At 59.3% G+C, this 16450-nt stretch carries 16 protein-coding genes and 1 pseudogene; 5 read left to right on the forward strand and 12 right to left on the reverse strand.

Annotation, left to right across the window (positions count from 1 at the left end; genetic code table 11):
- Nucleotides 1-207: 207 nt before the first annotated feature.
- From repB to CKW40_RS37685, 3 genes and pseudogenes are all read right to left on the reverse strand, one after another.
- On the reverse strand, nt 208-1305 hold the full coding sequence (gene repB, locus CKW40_RS37675; RefSeq protein ID WP_095204736.1) for a plasmid partitioning protein RepB: 1098 nt from the start codon (nt 1303-1305) through the stop codon (nt 208-210).
- The gene (repA, locus tag CKW40_RS37680) at nt 1305-2519 is read right to left on the reverse strand and encodes a plasmid partitioning protein RepA (protein WP_095204764.1); all 1215 of its coding nucleotides are present in this window, start codon (nt 2517-2519) and stop codon (nt 1305-1307) included. The genes repB and repA overlap by 1 nt, the downstream gene beginning before the upstream one ends.
- Before the next feature lie 437 nt (nt 2520-2956).
- A pseudogene (locus CKW40_RS37685) lies at nt 2957-3052 on the reverse strand (VOC family protein); the annotation flags it as partial.
- Between the two features lie 412 nt (nt 3053-3464).
- On the opposite strand from CKW40_RS37685, the gene CKW40_RS37690 reads away from it, so the two are divergent.
- Nucleotides 3465-3713 carry a hypothetical protein gene (locus tag CKW40_RS37690; RefSeq protein WP_244571455.1) on the forward strand — a complete coding sequence of 83 codons (249 nt, stop codon included), beginning with the start codon at nt 3465-3467 and terminating at the stop codon, nt 3711-3713.
- A gap of 65 nt (nt 3714-3778) precedes the next feature.
- Entirely contained in the window at nt 3779-4267 is a 489-nt protein-coding gene (locus CKW40_RS37695) for a nucleotidyl transferase AbiEii/AbiGii toxin family protein (protein ID WP_280175428.1), read from the forward strand.
- 152 nt (nt 4268-4419) lie between these two features.
- Here the strand turns inward: CKW40_RS37695 and CKW40_RS37700 are convergent, their stop codons facing one another.
- The 3 genes from CKW40_RS37700 to CKW40_RS37710 are packed head-to-tail and all read right to left on the reverse strand — an operon-like array spanning nt 4420 to nt 6334.
- Entirely contained in the window at nt 4420-5568 is a 1149-nt protein-coding gene (locus CKW40_RS37700; RefSeq protein WP_095204739.1) for a site-specific integrase, read from the reverse strand.
- Nucleotides 5568-6089: a GNAT family N-acetyltransferase gene (locus tag CKW40_RS37705; protein ID WP_095204740.1), complete on the reverse strand. Its 522-nt coding sequence runs from the start codon at nt 6087-6089 to the stop codon at nt 5568-5570. The genes CKW40_RS37700 and CKW40_RS37705 overlap by 1 nt, the downstream gene beginning before the upstream one ends.
- Nucleotides 6086-6334, reverse strand: coding sequence for a type II toxin-antitoxin system TacA family antitoxin (locus CKW40_RS37710; RefSeq protein ID WP_210200203.1), 249 nt, complete (start codon nt 6332-6334; stop codon nt 6086-6088). Before CKW40_RS37710 ends, CKW40_RS37705 begins: the two co-directional genes overlap by 4 nt.
- Nucleotides 6335-6591: 257 nt before the next feature.
- Between CKW40_RS37710 and CKW40_RS37715 the strand changes: the two genes are divergently transcribed.
- Nucleotides 6592-7563 carry a DUF1403 family protein gene (locus CKW40_RS37715; RefSeq protein ID WP_095204742.1) on the forward strand — a complete coding sequence of 324 codons (972 nt, stop codon included), beginning with the start codon at nt 6592-6594 and terminating at the stop codon, nt 7561-7563.
- Between the two features lie 2 nt (nt 7564-7565).
- Nucleotides 7566-8288 carry an SMC-Scp complex subunit ScpB gene (gene scpB / locus CKW40_RS37720; RefSeq protein WP_095204743.1) on the forward strand — a complete coding sequence of 241 codons (723 nt, stop codon included), beginning with the start codon at nt 7566-7568 and terminating at the stop codon, nt 8286-8288.
- Nucleotides 8289-8323: 35 nt separating this feature from the next.
- Here scpB and CKW40_RS37725 read toward each other — a convergent pair whose 3' ends face one another.
- Both CKW40_RS37725 and CKW40_RS37730 read right to left on the reverse strand, forming a co-directional pair.
- Nucleotides 8324-8848 carry an RES family NAD+ phosphorylase gene (locus CKW40_RS37725; RefSeq protein ID WP_095204744.1) on the reverse strand — a complete coding sequence of 175 codons (525 nt, stop codon included), beginning with the start codon at nt 8846-8848 and terminating at the stop codon, nt 8324-8326.
- Nucleotides 8845-9231: a hypothetical protein gene (locus CKW40_RS37730; RefSeq protein WP_095204745.1), complete on the reverse strand. Its 387-nt coding sequence runs from the start codon at nt 9229-9231 to the stop codon at nt 8845-8847. Before CKW40_RS37730 ends, CKW40_RS37725 begins: the two co-directional genes overlap by 4 nt.
- A 701-nt stretch (nt 9232-9932) precedes the next feature.
- Between CKW40_RS37730 and CKW40_RS37735 the strand changes: the two genes are divergently transcribed.
- Nucleotides 9933-10985, forward strand: a complete 1053-nt coding sequence (locus tag CKW40_RS37735) for a hypothetical protein (protein WP_143748457.1) — start codon at nt 9933-9935, stop codon at nt 10983-10985.
- 274 nt (nt 10986-11259) lie between these two features.
- Here the strand turns inward: CKW40_RS37735 and CKW40_RS37740 are convergent, their stop codons facing one another.
- The 4 genes from CKW40_RS37740 to CKW40_RS37755 form a co-directional block, all read right to left on the reverse strand.
- Nucleotides 11260-11970, reverse strand: a complete 711-nt coding sequence (locus CKW40_RS37740; RefSeq protein ID WP_143748458.1) for a hypothetical protein — start codon at nt 11968-11970, stop codon at nt 11260-11262.
- A gap of 5 nt (nt 11971-11975) precedes the next feature.
- The gene (locus CKW40_RS37745) at nt 11976-13037 is read right to left on the reverse strand and encodes a ComEC/Rec2 family competence protein (RefSeq protein ID WP_095204748.1); all 1062 of its coding nucleotides are present in this window, start codon (nt 13035-13037) and stop codon (nt 11976-11978) included.
- Nucleotides 13038-13367: 330 nt separating this feature from the next.
- A complete protein-coding gene (locus CKW40_RS37750) occupies nt 13368-14231 on the reverse strand; it encodes a phospholipase D-like domain-containing protein (RefSeq protein ID WP_095204749.1) in 864 nt (287 codons plus the stop codon).
- The gene (locus tag CKW40_RS37755) at nt 14212-16449 is read right to left on the reverse strand and encodes a DUF8724 domain-containing protein (protein ID WP_244571456.1); all 2238 of its coding nucleotides are present in this window, start codon (nt 16447-16449) and stop codon (nt 14212-14214) included. The genes CKW40_RS37750 and CKW40_RS37755 overlap by 20 nt, the downstream gene beginning before the upstream one ends.
- Nucleotide 16450 lies beyond the last annotated feature (1 nt).

Raw genomic sequence — 16450 nt, forward strand, 5'->3', positions numbered from 1 at the left:
GCGACATCGGCCGCCGCCCAAAGGGCGTCGTTGCAATACCCGTCTCCATTTTTTCCTTCGCCTTTCAATCAGGCAAAAGAAACCTGCTCGCCGAATCGACGCCAAAGACTCTTGACAGTGATTCGCGAAAATGTGATTCTCAGCTTGCTAAAGGTTGAGAAGGGCTTCCGCGACTGCGTCGTTCGGGGGCCTTTTTCTTTTGCGGTTTCAGTTCTCCTGTTTCGACTGTCTGAACGCCTCATAGAGGTCGTCCAGATTGCTGGAAATCCATTCGCCGAAAGGCTTCGCCTGTTTCTCCGTAAGAACGAGTGAGAAATCGTTGGGGCGTGATTTGGCGACGACGCTTACCGATTTATCCCTTGGGGTCCAAGGTTTAGCAGCTAGAACCTTCTGTTGGTTGGCTGGCACGGTTCGGCGGTGTTTCTTCGCGAGATTGAAGACCATAAGAAATCGGTCATCAGAGACAGCTTTCTCGAAGTTATCCTGCTCAAGGAGTTGTTCAAGGCCATCAATGCTGCTGCTTTTGAAGAGTACTGACAGCTCATACCACCTGTCCCGACCTACCTCCCTAGCGGCGCCGATCTTGTAGATTACGGCCTCCGGGATATTGGTGGTTACGGACTGCAGTTTGGACAACACGGTCTTGTTGATCGCAAGCGCGGACATGATCGTCGTATTGTCGAACTGTTGGGCTAGTTTTCTTGCGAACAGCGCCCTCTCTATAAACGAGAGATCGGCACGAGCAGTATTTTCCTGTCCCTGCGCGATTACGTGCTCCCTATCGGAGAGCTGCTTGATCGCTGCATTCACCTTGATGCCGAGCGCCTTCGCAGCCTTGGCTCGACGATGCCCGAACACAATCTGGTATCGACCTTCGGACTCTGGTACCGGCCGGACCAAGATCGGGCTATCCTGGCCCCTTTCGCCGATAGCCTGGATCAACTCCTTCAAGCTTGAATCGTCATTATCTTCGAGGCGGTCGACGACGAAGGAGGCTTCCAATTGATCGGGGTCCAGTGCGATGATCCGCGTCCCGGACAACAGTTGTTTCTCAATCTCCTCGGCGGCTGCAACCTTAGCAGCCATTTCGTCGGCTGCGCGGCTCATCATCCCGAACGCGCCGCGGCGTCCCAGCGCTCCGACCGATGTTGCTGGCGTGGAGGGAATTGAGTTTACGACCGTAAACTGGGAACTGCTTTCCGGGTTCCCATCATCAGATCCCTTGCTACCGGATGCGCTTACAGGTGAAGCGCTCTCGTCGAGGCCTTCATCTAAGAGCCCTGCCATGATGCCCTTTCTTGCCATCAGATCGCCCTCCCCCAGGCTCTATGGATCAACGAAATCAGTTCCCCGTTTACGGTATGCAGTGACTCCATCGCACGGTCGTAGGTTGACCGGGTGAGTTGATTCCTTTCGACCTCATAAAGGGTCTGCTTGGTTATTCCGGCGTCAGAGATTGCGGTGGATTTCACCATCTCGCTCTTGAGGACGAAGCCTCCGAACAGCGATCTCATAAAGTGAACCATCTGCGATTGCGGGACATCGCCCGGTTCGTACCGGGTGACCAAATAGCGCATCCAGTCGAGGCTCATGTTTCCACCGCCGCGCCTGATAGGATCAAGTATCTCCCCAAGCATCAGCAGAAATTGGCACATCGACATCACGTCCAACATCTGCGGGTGGACGGTTACGAGGACCGCTGTGGCCGAGGATAGGGCGGTGAGCGTCAGGTAACCAAGCTGGGGAGGGCAGTCGAGGACTACGACATCAAATTTGTCTGCAACCTCAGAAAGCGCGGCGTCGAGCCGAGTGAAGAACATCCGTCCGATATCTCGGGTGCCTTTTTCGGCCAGAATAAGCGGGGTATCGTATTCAAATTCCTGAAGTTCGAGATTGGCTGGGATAATGTCGAGACCAGGGAAGTTGGTTTTCCGGATCAGAGCGCTGATGGGTTTCCTATCCTCATCGTACCGGATCGCCTCGTAGAGCGAGGGGAGTTGGTCCAGTTCAGGCTGAATGCCATGCAATGCCGTTAGAGAGGCCTGAGGGTCGAGATCAATTGCAAGCACCCGGTGGCCGGTCAACGCAAGATGCTGCGCAAGGTGGGCAGTAGTGGTAGTTTTACCGCTACCGCCCTTGAAATTCACGACCGCTACGATTTGTAGATGCTCCCCACCCTTGCGGAGGGGAACATACATGCGAGAATCCGACCGCCCTTTTTGGTCGAGATAATGGCGCATCTCCAGCATCTGCTCGGCAGTATAGGAGCGTCGCCCGGTCGGAGTGACAGTCGGCTGTGGCCCTTTGCCGTTCAATGATAGATTTTTCAGATAGCCGGGGCTGATTCCGAGGTAGGAGGCGACTTCAGACAACTGGAACTGCCGAAGTGTTTTCACCGCATCCGGGGGAAAGTTGTCGAGACGATGCTTTTCAAGCCGGCTGGAAAGGGCCGCTCCTTGCTTAAGGATCAGCTTATCAAAATCGAGAAGTGGCTTATCGGCGTCGAATGCGATATTCATAAGCTGGAACCCGTAAGTGCGACTTTTGATCCGCATTGGCTAATTTATCGCACTTAGTCCCGATTCTCTGCATCTTGCAAGGAATTTAAAGTTAAAGAAAGTTTAACGCACTAAGCGCTGATCTCGTTTACGGCCGTAAACTCAAGAGAAATCGCACCACCAAGCCGATCCCGAAGTCGCGAACCGCGCTTGTGCACGACTCGGACGCAAAGAGATGGCCAACATTCGCCATGCACTGAATTGTCCAAGAGTCCATTGTAAAATGGAGGCGCGCTCCTTGATCCAAGCTTCTGCTGTGGACAGGAGCGGCTCATGCCCGGATTGCCGCCGGTATTCTGGGGGGGCCGTTGTTAAACCAGGCCACACCGACACATTGAGATTGGACCTGACGCTCAAACGGATGGACAACGTAGGAATCGTTATCGATTACCTAGCCTGTAACCTAGGGCGTTGACCGGGGCGTTGCGGTGACCTGCGACGGCAGACGGCGTGAGGAAGCGGGATAGCTCGAGCCGGCTTTGGCCGTCCGGCGCGGGTCGCACGACAACCGACTCACTCGCGTTAAGGCCGACAACGCTACAACTGTTCTTACCCAGGTCAATGCCGAGGATCACTATGCTCATGGTCCGTTCCTTCCTTTCTTGAACACCGATATCTTACACAGACATCGGCGGGAGAGGCGGGCCATCGATAAAGGGGGCTTTCTTGGCTGGGTGGTGCTCGATCGCCTCGATCAGAGATGGGTGTCCGCGCGCTAAACTCCCGAGGGGCAATGGCCAGTCGTCGCGGGCGTGGATCTTGCGCAGGCGCTTCTATAGGGCAGGCGGCGCGCGACGGGGGAGGGCGCTTTAAAAGGAGGCACTGTTGTCGACCCTGCAACGGCGAAGGCGCCGGCACCTTGTGTCATCGGCCCGAAAAGATTACCTTAAGACTATGAGAAACCATTTGGCATCCGTACTCACGACTGTGAACGCGCCCTACAGCGTACAGCTGGACGACGCGGCGCTGGCGAATTGCCTAGCGGACCTCGATTTGGCCAAACAGCACCCCGGCCATATTAGCGCCTTTCTCGGTGAGGTTCCCCCCTCGCAGGTCGAATTCGCCGTAGTGCACCACATCCCGGTCCCCGACCTGAAGACTTTTGCCGCTGCGTTCTCTGCCTGGTCCGGCGAGAGCTATCCCCTCGCTGCGTAATGGCTGAATAGGATAGCCGGCGCCCTTCCGAATGGCGGCGGCTTTTTCGCATCGCCGTCGACCTGATAGATCAGCTTCGAGAGAATGCCGGCGGCTACGACTTCGAATGGTCTTTTGGCGGCGGCACCGCTATGATGATCCAGATCAGTCATCGTGAAAGCCATGACATCGATATTTTCCTCGATGACCCTCAACTGCTCGGCGTCATCGACCCGTCCAGAAGCCGCCTCCGGTTTGATGTGGTGCCATCGGACTATCACGGCGATGGGCTTCGGTTTCAGAAATTCGTTTTCGAGAGCGTCGGCGAGATCGACTTCATCGTTGCCGGAGCCCTGACGCGAAATCCCTTCCAGATGCGTGAAGTTGAGGGATGGGCCGTGCAGCTCGCCACCATTCCTGAGATCATCGCCAAGAAGGTCTACTACCGAGGGTCGGAAGCCAAGCCGCGTGACATTTTCGATATGGCTGCTGCAGCACGGTTCCAGTTGGAGCCCATGGTCATCGCTCGGCGCGCATTCCCGGCGCAAGTTTCTCGGACCAAGGATCGGTTGTAAAAGCTAAACCCAGAATTTGTGGGTCGTGCCATTGCACAGTTGATGATCATGCCTGGTTACGAAGCGTCGGCCGCCGACAGTCTGGAAACAGCGCTCGCTGTACTCGACGAGGTATTGTTGCCGCTTGAGCCCTGAACGCCGAAAGGGGCTTTTCAGAGCCCGGAGGCCTTGGTGAGATTCACCCGGAACCGATCGCGCCGGCGCTGGTATTTGCGCGTCATCTCCGCGGATGCGTGGCCGAGCTGCTTCTGCACATAGCGCTCATCAACCTCGGCCGAGGAGGCGAGGCCGGCACGCAGTGAATGCCCCGAAAACTTTTTACCGCGTTCGCCTTCCGACAAATCGCCACGCACGCCGGCGGCCAAAGCCGTCCGCTTCACGAGGCGAGCGACTTCCTGGTCGTTGAGGCGATCCGCACCGACGGCTTTGCCCTGGCCGGTGACACGACGAAACAACGGCCCATGCGCGATACGGGCCAGTTTCAGCCACGTCTGCAGGGCGACGACTGGGCAGGTCGCGTCGGACGAGCCGCGGCCGACCTCGACCTCGCGCCAGCCGGTTTTGCCGCGCAAAGTGACGAGCACGCCCTTGTCCGGGAAAAACTCGACCCAGCCGCGGCCGTCTTCGGTCTGTTCCCTGCCGACGTCGAGGCCGACGATTTCGGAACGGCGCAGGCCGCCGGCGAAGCCGAGCAGCAGCATGGCGCGGTCGCGCAGGCCACGCAGCGTGCCACGGTCGAGCGTTTCCAGCATGGCGATCAGATCGTCGCGCAGGACGGCTTCCTTCTGCCGGGGCGGGGCGGCGTGGGTGTTGCGGATGCCGGCCATGACGGTAGCGATGTGCCGGTCACTGCGATCGAGCGGCTGGCCACGCTGGGAATAATGCCAGGTGAGCGAGGAGAGCCGGCGCTCGATCGTCGACACCGAGTTGGATTTGCGATCTCCACTCACTTTGCCGGAGGCGCAGGCGGTGATGTAAAGCCCAACGGCTTGCGGATCGGGCGGGAGGATCTCGACTCCCTGGCGGCGGCACCAGCCGGAAAAGTGTTTCCAGTCGGATGCATAAGCGCGGCGGGTGTTACCAGAACTTGCGGCCTCGACATAATCGCGGGCCCGGCCGGCCAGTTGCTCGAGATGAGCCGGAAGGCGGTCGGCTCGATCGGTTTCAGACATCGCGGCAAGCAGAGGAGGGGAGGGCGCATCCGATGGATTGCCGGCATCGTCGTCGGTAACGCCCATGGCGCGCACGATCTCGATGATGTCGGGTAGATCGTCCGCCGATTTGCGCGTGTCCTTGGCCATCACACCTTCCCGGCCTTCCGCAGAGCTGCTTCGAAGGAGGCGAGCGGCAGAAACAGCGCGAGCGGTTGATCGTCCAACCCCAAGGCTCCATATGTCCGATACCAGGTGGCGACACGGGCGTCCTTTCCGTCGATGAACATCAGGGTTCCGCCTACCTCCGACGCGGCGCGGATGCACCGCAGCGCCGCGGCAAGCAGCAGATGTCCGCCGAGCCCGTGCCCCTGTGCCAACCGGTCTACCGCAAGCCGCGCCAGTTTGAAACCGCCGACCTCGTAGCGGCCAAGGCCTTTTGAGAGCCGCTCCGGCACGCGCTCGAATTCGGCCGACGCAGGACTCAATGTGTAGAAGCCGAGGATGACGTCGCTCGCCTTGCTCATCGCCAGGAAAGTTTTCGAGGCGCCGCGCTCATGGTTTTTACGGGCATGGGTACGCAGGAAGCCGTTCAAGGTATCATCGCCGCAATCGAAGCGTTCGCGGTCCTGGCGCGCAACAGGCTCCTCCCGCCAGTCGGGAAGGCTCATAGATCAGCCGGCAGTGCTTTGGCGGCGGCGATCAGTTTGGCATTGGGGGCGGGGGGGTTCTCCAGCGCCGCAAGAACGCGCATGCCATCGCGTTCGGACAATATGATCTTGTCATTGTGGGCGATGATCGCGCGCGAGGCCTCGAGCACGGTGCGCAGCACGAAGTCGGTGATGCCCGATGCGCCGGCGAGCTGCGTCGCGCGCAAAATCACCGCCTTGTCGGCCGGCTTGATGCGAAACGACATACGCTGACTGTCCTCTACGGCTGCGCGCGGCATCTCTTTTCTTCCATTTTTGGTGTTGTGCTGGCAATTTGCTAGCAGATTCGGGTCCTTTGCTAGCAGATTCGGGTCCAACGCGTCAAGTTGTACAGATTGATGCCGCACATTCCCAGAACTGAACGATAATGCAACATTATCATTCGTTTTGCATCTGCGACAGCCTGTGCGTTTTGATGCGAAAATCATGGCACAAAGCGCACGGTCGCTCTACGCTCCAAACCATGATTCGCCTCGATCCCCACAACACCAGTCCCTTGCCCGCCAGCCCCGCCGCGCCGCCGACCGTTCCAGCCTGGGCACTTGCCTCTGGCGGCGCGCCGAGCGACGCCGGCGCCGCCTACCAGGCCGGGGCCGCCTTGGGCACCCTCGACAGCCTCGCCCACGCGCAAGCCAGTTGGGCCGGGGCCTGGCGGCAACGGCTGGCGCTTCGCTGTGCCGCGGCCAGCATGCGGCTCGCCGGCCGTGCTGAAGAGGAAGCCGCGCTGCGCGATGCCTGGTACCTGCGCCCGATCGGCACCGATCCCGGCCCTGCGGGCGCTATCCTCGGCGCTTGGCGGCAGTTGGCCGTGCACCCGCCCGCCGCCAGCGCCGATCGGCTCGAAAAGATCGTCGGCCAGCTTGGCCTCCATTGGGACGGCGCGGCTCTCGCTGACATCTGCACGGAGATCGAAGAAGTGGCGAGGTCGCCGCGACCGGCGCCGTTCGCCGCGGCGGCAATCGCGGCCCGCGTCGTTGCCATGCGCCCCAACTCAGAGCTTCTTGCCTGGTGGCTGGCCGACCTGGTGCTGGCACAAGGCCTGGGCTGGCCGAGGCCGCTCCCGCTATTAATGGCGCAGGTTTTTGGCCCGGCCTTCCGCGCAGAGACCGGCAGCGGCAAGCGTATCCGGCCCGGCGAAAAAGGCTTTGAGCGGGCGGTCTGCGTGGCGCTGGCTCAAGCGGCGGCCGATGCCTGCCGGCTGGCCACCGAGCTGTCGCGCCGCGCGGAAAAGCTGCTTACGGTGGCGCCAAAACTGCGTGCCAAGGGCGCGAGCGACGTGATCTTTTTGCTGCTCAACGAAGACGCCGTCTCCGGATCGCTGGCGACGAAAAACCTGTCGCGTTTTGCGGCGCGCCGCCTGTTCGAGCGCCTGCAGCAATTCGATGCGGTGCGCGAGCTGTCCGGCCGCGCCACCTTCCGGCTGTTCGGGCTCTAGCGATGAGCGAAGCGTCTGCCCGCCGCAAGTCGAACGAACAGCCGGCGCTGCTGGATACCGAGCTTGAGCACCTGCCGGCGGAACTGCGCTGGCGCGAGTGGATGAGCCGGGTCGAAGCGGTGATCTTTGCGGCAAATGAACCGGTGTCACGCGAGGTGCTGGCGCGCGTCGTCGGCAAAAGCTGCAATCTCGAGCTGGTCATCGACGACATCCGCGCCGAACTCGCCGACCGCCCCTACGAGCTGGTGTCGGTCGCCGGCGGCTGGCAGCACCGGACGAAAAAGGTTTTTGGCGACGCCATCCACGCCGCCTTCGGCCAGCAAGGCGGCCAGGGCGAAAAAGAGCTGTCGCAGGCAGAGGCGCTCGTCTTGATGTGCATTGCTTATTTCCAGCCGATCACCCGCGCGGAACTGTCGAGCTTTTTCGGCAAGGAGGTGTCGCGCGATCTGATTGGTGTGCTGCGCGCGCAGGAATTGATCGCCTCGGGGCCGCGCAGCCCACAGCCAGGCGCGCCCTACACCTATGTGACGACAAAAAACTTCCTGTCGCAGTTCGGGCTCGACACGCTGCGCCAACTGCCGGATTTCGAGGCGCTCGAGGACGCCGGGCTGCTGTCGAAGGAAAAGCTGCTGGCCGGTGATATTCCGGTTGGGCTGGCAAGCAGGGAAGCGGACGGCGAAGGGGAAGAAGAAAGGGTCGATGTCGCTGGAGACGAGACGGCCTAAATGGATTGGCGTGTTGCGACGCTCCGGTCGGAGGTTTACGGCCAGGACGACTGGTCGTGCGGCAGCCGCCGATCGGGATCATGGACCGCGACGTGATCGCCTTCGACAAGGTTGGCCGGAAAGATCACCAGATTGGTGCCGCCGGCGTGGCGCAGCGACGGAAACAGGATACCGCGGAGCCCGGCCGTGATGATCAGGTCCGCGAGCTTCCATGATGGCGGGATTTTCTTGTCGATGCGAGAGATCTGGCGCCAGGCACAGTCCCATTCTCTCCAGGCGCCGTCCCAGCTGTCCGGGTCGAACCCCTGCGAAAGGTCGGCCACCTCGGCGAGCGTGATCTTGTATGCCGCAAGGGTGGCGGGCGGGGTGATGCTGGCGCCCTGCTTGTATTCATCAAGCGCCGTCTTTGTCGAACGCGACAGATAAAGTGCTTCGACCCCTGGCCGGTTGAAACGACCGCCGTCCATCGCCGCGCCTGCACCGCTAGTGGGCAGGAAAGCCCATTTGGGTGTCAGATAGCGATGGAAGGTCTCGTCCGGGCCGACGCGGGTGACCTTCACCCGCGCGCCCCATTCTCGAGATCCCGGATGAACGCCAGAACCGCTTCGACCTGACCGTCGGCGACGAGTTCGGCCGCCGTGCGATGGCTATAGTCAGCGATAGGTTCGTTGCGATACCAGTAGATCGCCTTGTCGACGTCGCCAGTGAGTTCCGTCGCAGCCGAGATCACCTTGACCATTTCGCGCATCCGACCCTGCAAGCGCTCCGATGACGGGTTACGAAGCGTGTTGCGGTGGACGCCGGTCAACTGGGCCAAATTGGCAACCTTCACGCCCAGCGCCTGCGACAGGCGCTTCGGCGAGATATAGGGTGTGCGCGGCTCCTGCAGGCTATCGACAAAGCCCGAGATCACCGTGGAATGTGCTAGCTGTGCGTGGACCATGACAATTCTCCGACCTCTCATACGCACAATATATGCACATTTTAACGCATAGCAAGTGAACGGGGGCCTGACCCCTTCCAGCGCACTGCCTGTCCTTCCTCATTCTCGAGCGGTTGCTAACGGCAGCGACGCGCCGTCTCGGTCACTCTGCTGGCGTTTTCCGTCTACCAGACGCGGACATGGCTGCGTCAACACCTACCCGGATTCCCGGAACGAGGATGACAAGGTTGCTCGGTTTCGCCATCATCTCAAGCATCTGGCCATTTCGTCGATTTGGCAGTGCAAGCACCTGCTGACCGCCTTGGAGGCCACAGAGGACCTACCCGAGCGATATCGCCAAGCCTTCGGGGTGCTGGGGGATGTGTAGGACGGGAGAGCCGTCCGTTTTGTTCCGCAAGTGGACGAGCGGGGCATAGGTTCGCAACTTTCGTTCCATCCATTGGGTTGCGCGTTGCGCCGATCACGCGAATATGCGGCCACGAACGGGGAATGCCGCATCACGTGTCGATTGCTGGCTTCAGAAGGAGCTTTGGATGGAGCGAGGGTTGCGGGTCACGGTCGACAGAAGTACATGGCCAACGCCTCCGGCCTTGCCAGCTTATCCACCAGCGTTCGGTACTTCGCCGACAGAATGGGACCTAAGCATACCGGCGCTGCTCCTGACGATAGGATATCTCACGACTCCATCCTACGCTTCGGGCGTGTCGCTGAGCGAATTCTGGGCGTGGGTACGGTATCTGCATGCTGTGGCGGAAGATCCTGACCTGAGGCTGACCAAGGCCTTCTTCGAGCTGGATCCCCATCAGAAAACGATACTGAGCGACGATTTCGGCATGGGCGTGCCGATCTATTGGCTCATGGGAAAGTTGAATATCGCCACCATCGCCGATGGTCGTTACTTCATCGATCGCATTGCAGCATCGGTGGGAGCAGTCTCCGCCAAGCCCAAGAAGCGTGGCCCCGGAAAGTCGCCCGACTTCGTGGCGAGGGACGTCAATGGAATCTGGCATATTATCGAATGCAAGGGCACGCAGACGTCGGGGGGATATCGCGAAGCGCAATTGGGCAGTTCCGGACCGCCGGCCACTGGGGCGATAGCGCAGAAGCGAACTATCCAGTTTCCGCCTGGTCATTCCGGTCAGCGACTGGCAAGCGGTCTCTACATCGGGGTCGAGGGGAGTGCGCACGCCAGTGGATTACATATCATCGATCCGCCCGCGGCGGATGATTTCAAAGTGACCGAGGACCAGATGGTGTTCGCCGACGATGCCATCGCACGGGCGGTGGGTGCTCGCTCGCTCCGACTTGCTGGCTTCCCTGAGGCATCGTCTGCGCTCTCCGCTCCCACGGGCCGCTACCCGAATTCCAGGCCATCGCAGGGGCGACAGGAAGAGATGCGCCGAGAAACTGTGGCGGCAAAGCGCGCAAGAGCTGAGGAAGAACTGCGTACCCGGTCGGACCGCGAGCGCTTCAGTTCGAGAGGCGAGATCTATCGCGGTCGAAAGGCCGAGATCGCCTTGCCGGCGCCGGTTTGGATCGGGCGCCGTTCGGCCTCCTCGATCATCGTTCGCTACGGAATGGGCGTGAAGTTCCTCGATGAGCTTCGGGGCAGACCGCTGTCGGACGACCTTATACAAGAGGCTATTCCGGCCTTTCGCGATCTCCAGCCCGGAACGACCCTTGATAGCGATGCACGCGGCGCCCGTTTGCGAATAGGCCAATCCTTCATCGCCGATATTGACTTCCGACGGTGACCGTTTGATCGGGCGCTGGCGGGGTGTCACTAAGGCCGCCGGTGGAAATGGCCGAAAGGCGATCCTTGTCAGATTGGAATTGAGTGGTGAGACACTCTGCGATCGTGGCATACTGCGCGAGTAAGCTGTTCACATGCCCATGAAGCGTCAAAGGGCCGCGTCGGGGTGGGAAACTACCGTCCACTACGCATCGCCTCAATAGCGCCAAGCTCTACCCGTCGGTTGGCGATAGCATGGGCGATGACCCTCGTTGGACAAGGCGTTCTAGGAATCTTCAGGGCATCAAGCTTTCGCAGGCCAGGACCAACTGCCTGCCGTATTGGTTCGACGCGTCAAGCACGCTCTTCTTGGTGGCCGCAAACAGCAGGTAGAGCGCATGCAGCACGGCAAAGACGAGGACCCCGACAAGGGTCCAGATCGTGTGGCCGTCATTCGCCATCAGCAGGAACCAGAAGCATGCGAGGACGACCGCAAAATTGATGAACAACCCGAAAGGCTTCAGGCCATAAAGATTGCGGCGGAATCCATAGGTGACGTTCTCCTCGAATAGAACGCGAAACCCGGCCTTGTCCCTGGTCCTCTCCCGCAACCAGTTGCCGCAGCGAGAATAGAAGCTGTCGGCGGCGGCGGGATTAAATTCCTCATCGGCTTGCGTGGGTGCATGCTCGCCCAGCTTTCCTGCAAGAAATGCCTGATATTTCACTTTGGAAACTCGGTCGATTGTCCGATCGCGATGACGTAGAACGGTCGGAAACGGCCGGCCACCGGTGCCGGCGAACATTGCTCTTTCGGCCCTCAATCCGAACCGGCGAGCGATGTCGGCGAAGCTGAACAGCAGCACTGCAATCCCCAGACCGACAATCACTTGGGGCGCACCGAGCTGGTTCCATGGAATCGCAATCGACGCCAAAGCCAAGGCCGGGGCGGCGCCGATTACAGCAGGAAATAGCCGGGCACGCCGGCTATAGGAATCGAAGAATTCCATTTCGCTTATTCCTCGTAGACGCTGACGAACGGTTCAGGGCCGACTGTGACCGCACCCGGCTTCGGCGGTATGTTGAAGTAGTGCGAGATCCATCTGTCGCGGGTGGAGATCACGCCATAGCCCCGCCGCAGAAAGGCGTTCTGCACGCGCTTGCGAGGATAGTCCGGCTTGTTCGACCCGACGGAGCAAAAGGCTGTGCCTCGCATCGTCCCTTCGGCGACAGGCCCGCCGAGCCACCGATCAAGGATGGAGGGCGTTACGTTGCGGCGGCTGCCATGATGAGGAACCTGGACAAAGGCCAGCGGCGCTGGCACAGCCATCAGTTCGACATTATCGGCCGCCTCCATGAGACCATCTGGTCCGACATCCGCTGTCAGCAGCAGTGCCCGACCGTCGATCTGGCCGAGTTGTACCAAGCTCGATTCGTTGGCCGCCGTACAAGCGGGCGGGTTCTCTTCCAGTTGCTCGTCGCCCCAGGTCTCGAAGTAGTGAAGCAGCGCCTTCGCCGCTTCTACCAGCCTGCCTGCAAACCCTTTGATGGGTTTCGCATAGCTCGCCGGTGTGCGGTTGAATGCGGGGATCAGCCGAAGATAGCGTTCGCGTGATGGTGCAAGGACTGTGAACTGGCCGATTTGTGCGAACGCAAACGCTTCGTGCACCCGCGTTCCCTGATTGAAGGCAAGTTGCTCCAACTCTACCAGCAGCGGATACGCGTCTTTGATCGCCTTCTGCAAACCTGCCACCGTGTATTTGCCGTGAAAGTCGCCGATGATCTCGGCCGCGTACAACCAAGGCCTGTTCATCCACAGGTGGCCGACGTCGAAATTTTCAAGAACCGTCAGCAGTCCGGCCACATGATCGTTGTCTGCGTGCGACAGCACGACGTGGTCGATGTAGTTTGGGTTGCCGAAGTATCGGCGGACATGGTCGACGATAGTATCTCCGGTGTCGGTGTACCCACCGTCGACGACATGAATCGTGTAGCCGGTCGCCGGAGAGCCGTAGCGAATGCAGATGGCGTCACCATTGCTCTCGCCAACGGACAGAAAATCGATCTCGTATCCCATTGATTTGGGCCTCAGGAGCTACGTTATTCAAATGGCTTGAAAAAGCAGACGTGACGAGACCGGGGCGCGCGGGCCGGGTCGCCGAAAAAAATCGGCCATTCCCTTCCAGAAAGATCGCCTCAGTGCGACCGATCGCCACATATGTAGGAAGCGCAGCGAACGACCTTCAAGGGCATTTTAGTAAAAAATTATACTTGCCCTATTCTTCTCGAAAATCCTTCAGTCGGGCATGCCGTAGCCTTCAAAAAATAAACGTCTGTGGCGACGATGCGTCCGCCTTCGATGCAGCTCACAGCAATGCTTCGGCGGAGGCGAAAGGAGACCTAGTCGTCAATAATGGCGCACCGGCTTGGCGATTGATCGCACGGCCTCCAGAACGGAAGACAGTTCTTTCGCTGCTCCGCCCCCCACGAGGACGCCGCATTCAAATGACCGATCCAGTGCCGATCCCATGAAATTGCTCGAGCCCACATAGAACAAGTCATCGTCGGAAAGAACGACCTTTGCATGGAATGTCTCCCGCCCGGACGGCAGGGTTGACGGCAGTGCATACTCGTAGACTAAGACGCCTATCCGTCGGAAGTCGTCTGCACGTCGGAGAAACGCCTCGCCACACTGGGGCTCGCTCAGGGGACGGCACACCAGATGACAGTGAACGCCCGGCCGGCAGATCGAGAACAACTCCACCAGAAGATCGGCCCCCTGATTGTCGATGAAAGGAGCAAGGACCACGAGATCACGCTTCGCGGCACGCGCAAGGCGGAAGAAAACGTCGCTTGTTTGGAACATGATTGGCGATAGCCCGGGCAGACTATCAATGGCTTTCCTAAGGGTGCTCTTTGCCCCAGGCTCGGTAAGTACCAGCTCGACCACGTTGCGATCCGTGTGAGAACGCAAATACGCTTCGATACCCTTCAGGTTCTCAACGAGATTTCTTAGTGTTTCCGGAGTTGCGATGAGCTTCGTGGAAAAATTTACCTGCATAGCAAGGCCCGCAGCCAAAAGGGACCGACGTGCGATGGCCACATGTTCGGCCGACACCTCGCCGACACGTGACGAAAGCGCGGCATCGGAACCGCCCAGACCGTCTGGGAACTCAGCCAGATATGCTAGTATCCGAGATGCTTGGCGGGCTAGCGGTGAAAGCCCGTTAAGAAGCACATCGATATCAGCTTCATTGTTTCGATCTGGCATGGTCTAACGCGAACTGAAGGTAGCCTCTGATTTGCGCTTCACCGACGATAAAATCCGGCCTGCCGCGACCGATCAGCGTCGAGCGGCTCAGGTACTTATTGGCCGTGAGGCAGATGACTTCCGGAATCATAATGCAATCGGGGCAAGCGCCGCCCTTTGTCATGCAAAGATTTCCAAGATTGCATCCCAACGATGTCGGAAAATTTCTAAGGTAGGATAGAAACGCCTCGTGGTGGTTGCGCCACAACGCCGACAAGTCGCCAAGGTCGAGCGTCATCCCGTTGCGGTAGACCACGAAACCCAGATCGCAGGGGAACAAATACTCGCCGATCGACCCTAGATCGAGACCGGAGAATTGCTGGATCCCCTGCATAATGTAGTGAGAATAGGAGTGCAGCAGCGCGTAGGTCATTGTGTAGATCGTGGGATCCGACTCGCGGTCGTGCTCCTCAAGGTATCCGCTCATCACTGCGGCCGAGCCCAGCATGGCAGCGGCAAAATTGTCCGGATACTCCGCAAGAAGTCCAATATCAACGCAGCCCAGCGCGTCTTGCGAAAGCCACGCGCGAACCAAGGCTTCGTCCAGCTTAAAATAGAAGGCCTCGTTAGATTGCTCCAGAACGTAAACAGGATGACGTGCCTCCTGTGCCACTTGAACTCTTGGAAATAGGTTCAAGCGCACGGGCATCATCCTGCCATGCTTGTGGATTTTGGGGCCATTTCCGACGCGCGAGAATCCGTAGCTGAACTTGCACAGATCGAATTTGCTTATGAGACCAGCACGTTCAACGCCCAAAAACCTCGTGGCCTCTTTGGCCGTCGATATCATCGTCGTTCGCTGCGGCGAATTCGGTGTCACAAGCCATTCGTCGGGGTTCGTGAAATCGACATAGCTCGCGCGCCCTCCGACGATCGCGCCGCGCAGTTTGGTCCTGGAGAGCGCCTCGTGCTCGATGAGGAGCCTGAAGGGGTCGTATTTGCCCGTCCATTCGTGCCTCTCCTGAAGCTTTGCCAGGATGTACGCCGGCAAAACGCTATTGCGCTTGAGCCAACCAGCCCTTTGCCAATTGGCAAGCCGCTCGGCCTTCATGTTGGTCATTAAATTGGCGACGACCGTGTTTTGATTGTCCATGGCGAGTTGCAGCCCTTGCAATATCTCATCGAACTCTCTCGCCTCGATTGGCCGGTCTCTGGATAGCAGTTGCGCCGTGACCTCCGCATCACTGAGCGGAGGTCCCTCTAGCCCCACAATGCGTTCGATTACGCTTGCAAGAAGGTGGGTTTGTCCGGGTTCCAGAGCTTCGATCCCGGAATTTTCCGGAAAGGTAATGAAGGTGTCGGATTTTACGAAATAGGCCGACGATGCGGCGTAGTTGATTTTCTCCATCGATGCTTCACCGACGATATTTCCGCCCGGTCCTATCGTGGCGGCAATACGGCCAAGCGTCTCGTCGCATTTTTCAATCCAGGGGTCAGGGTGCTTCGTTCCGCAATTTGCGCAGGAGAACGACCAATTCGACAGGGCGACTTGGTCCTTGTTGAGCACGAACTGGCGGGTACCGCATTTTCCGCAGACCGCATATCTCTTGATCGGCCGGCGTGATGCTTGGTCATAGACCGTCATGTTCGGGCTGGCGGCCTTCCAGGATCCCGACCAGTGAGCAAAGATCACATCGAGCTGTCCCCAAGAGCAGCGCGTCGGATCATTCGGCCGCTTCGGATGCGCGCAGGCCTGACTAAGGATCGACAGGCGCTCCCCCATCTGCTTGGGATTGTCCGTTGCTTCAATCAATCCGCATTCGCTGCATATCAATGTCGTCGGGCGCGGCAGATATCCCATCCGATCCGGCCGAAAATAGGCAAACACCTGCGGGCGGAAGGCGTATTGTGTCCGCGCTGAATCCAGCAACGACACATCAACACAGAAATCGGCAAACGGAGGGGGGACGTTGGTATCGTTTTGGCGACAGGCAATAGCCTTGTCGAACCACGCACGCGCCGCCTCATCGATGCGCATTTCAATCTGAACCTGTGTTGTCGGATCAAGCCGCGCCGGCGTAGCGTTGGGCGAAGGCATAGCTTGGCACGCCCCCGCAGCGCCTTCGAAGGTGAAGTGCTGCCCTGGCGCATAGCTCATGGCAATCTGGGCTTGAGAACGACTCATGGACGGGCCTTTGGCGTCCGCCTCGTTGTTCGGCTGACTGGGTTGCTTTGCCATA

The sequence above is a fragment of the Mesorhizobium carmichaelinearum genome, assembly GCF_900199455.1.
Taxonomy (GTDB): domain Bacteria; phylum Pseudomonadota; class Alphaproteobacteria; order Rhizobiales; family Rhizobiaceae; genus Mesorhizobium; species Mesorhizobium carmichaelinearum.

What these genes read in the sequence shown, in the direction of transcription:
- repB (WP_095204736.1), bottom strand. Translation starts at nt 1,305, where the DNA reads ATGGCAAGAAAGGGCATCATGGCAGGGCTCTTAGATGAAGGCCTCGAC.
- repA (WP_095204764.1), bottom strand. Translation starts at nt 2,519, where the DNA reads ATGAATATCGCATTCGACGCCGATAAGCCACTTCTCGATTTTGATAAG.
- CKW40_RS37700 (WP_095204739.1), bottom strand. Translation starts at nt 5,568, where the DNA reads ATGGCCAAGGACACGCGCAAATCGGCGGACGATCTACCCGACATCATC.
- CKW40_RS37705 (WP_095204740.1), bottom strand. Translation starts at nt 6,089, where the DNA reads ATGAGCCTTCCCGACTGGCGGGAGGAGCCTGTTGCGCGCCAGGACCGC.
- CKW40_RS37710 (WP_210200203.1), bottom strand. Translation starts at nt 6,334, where the DNA reads ATGTCGTTTCGCATCAAGCCGGCCGACAAGGCGGTGATTTTGCGCGCG.
- CKW40_RS37715 (WP_095204742.1), top strand. Translation starts at nt 6,592, where the DNA reads ATGATTCGCCTCGATCCCCACAACACCAGTCCCTTGCCCGCCAGCCCC.
- scpB (WP_095204743.1), top strand. Translation starts at nt 7,566, where the DNA reads ATGAGCGAAGCGTCTGCCCGCCGCAAGTCGAACGAACAGCCGGCGCTG.
- CKW40_RS37730 (WP_095204745.1), bottom strand. Translation starts at nt 9,231, where the DNA reads ATGGTCCACGCACAGCTAGCACATTCCACGGTGATCTCGGGCTTTGTC.
- CKW40_RS37740 (WP_143748458.1), bottom strand. Translation starts at nt 11,970, where the DNA reads ATGGAATTCTTCGATTCCTATAGCCGGCGTGCCCGGCTATTTCCTGCT.
- CKW40_RS37745 (WP_095204748.1), bottom strand. Translation starts at nt 13,037, where the DNA reads ATGGGATACGAGATCGATTTTCTGTCCGTTGGCGAGAGCAATGGTGAC.
- CKW40_RS37750 (WP_095204749.1), bottom strand. Translation starts at nt 14,231, where the DNA reads ATGCCAGATCGAAACAATGAAGCTGATATCGATGTGCTTCTTAACGGG.
- CKW40_RS37755 (WP_244571456.1), bottom strand. Translation starts at nt 16,449, where the DNA reads ATGGCAAAGCAACCCAGTCAGCCGAACAACGAGGCGGACGCCAAAGGC.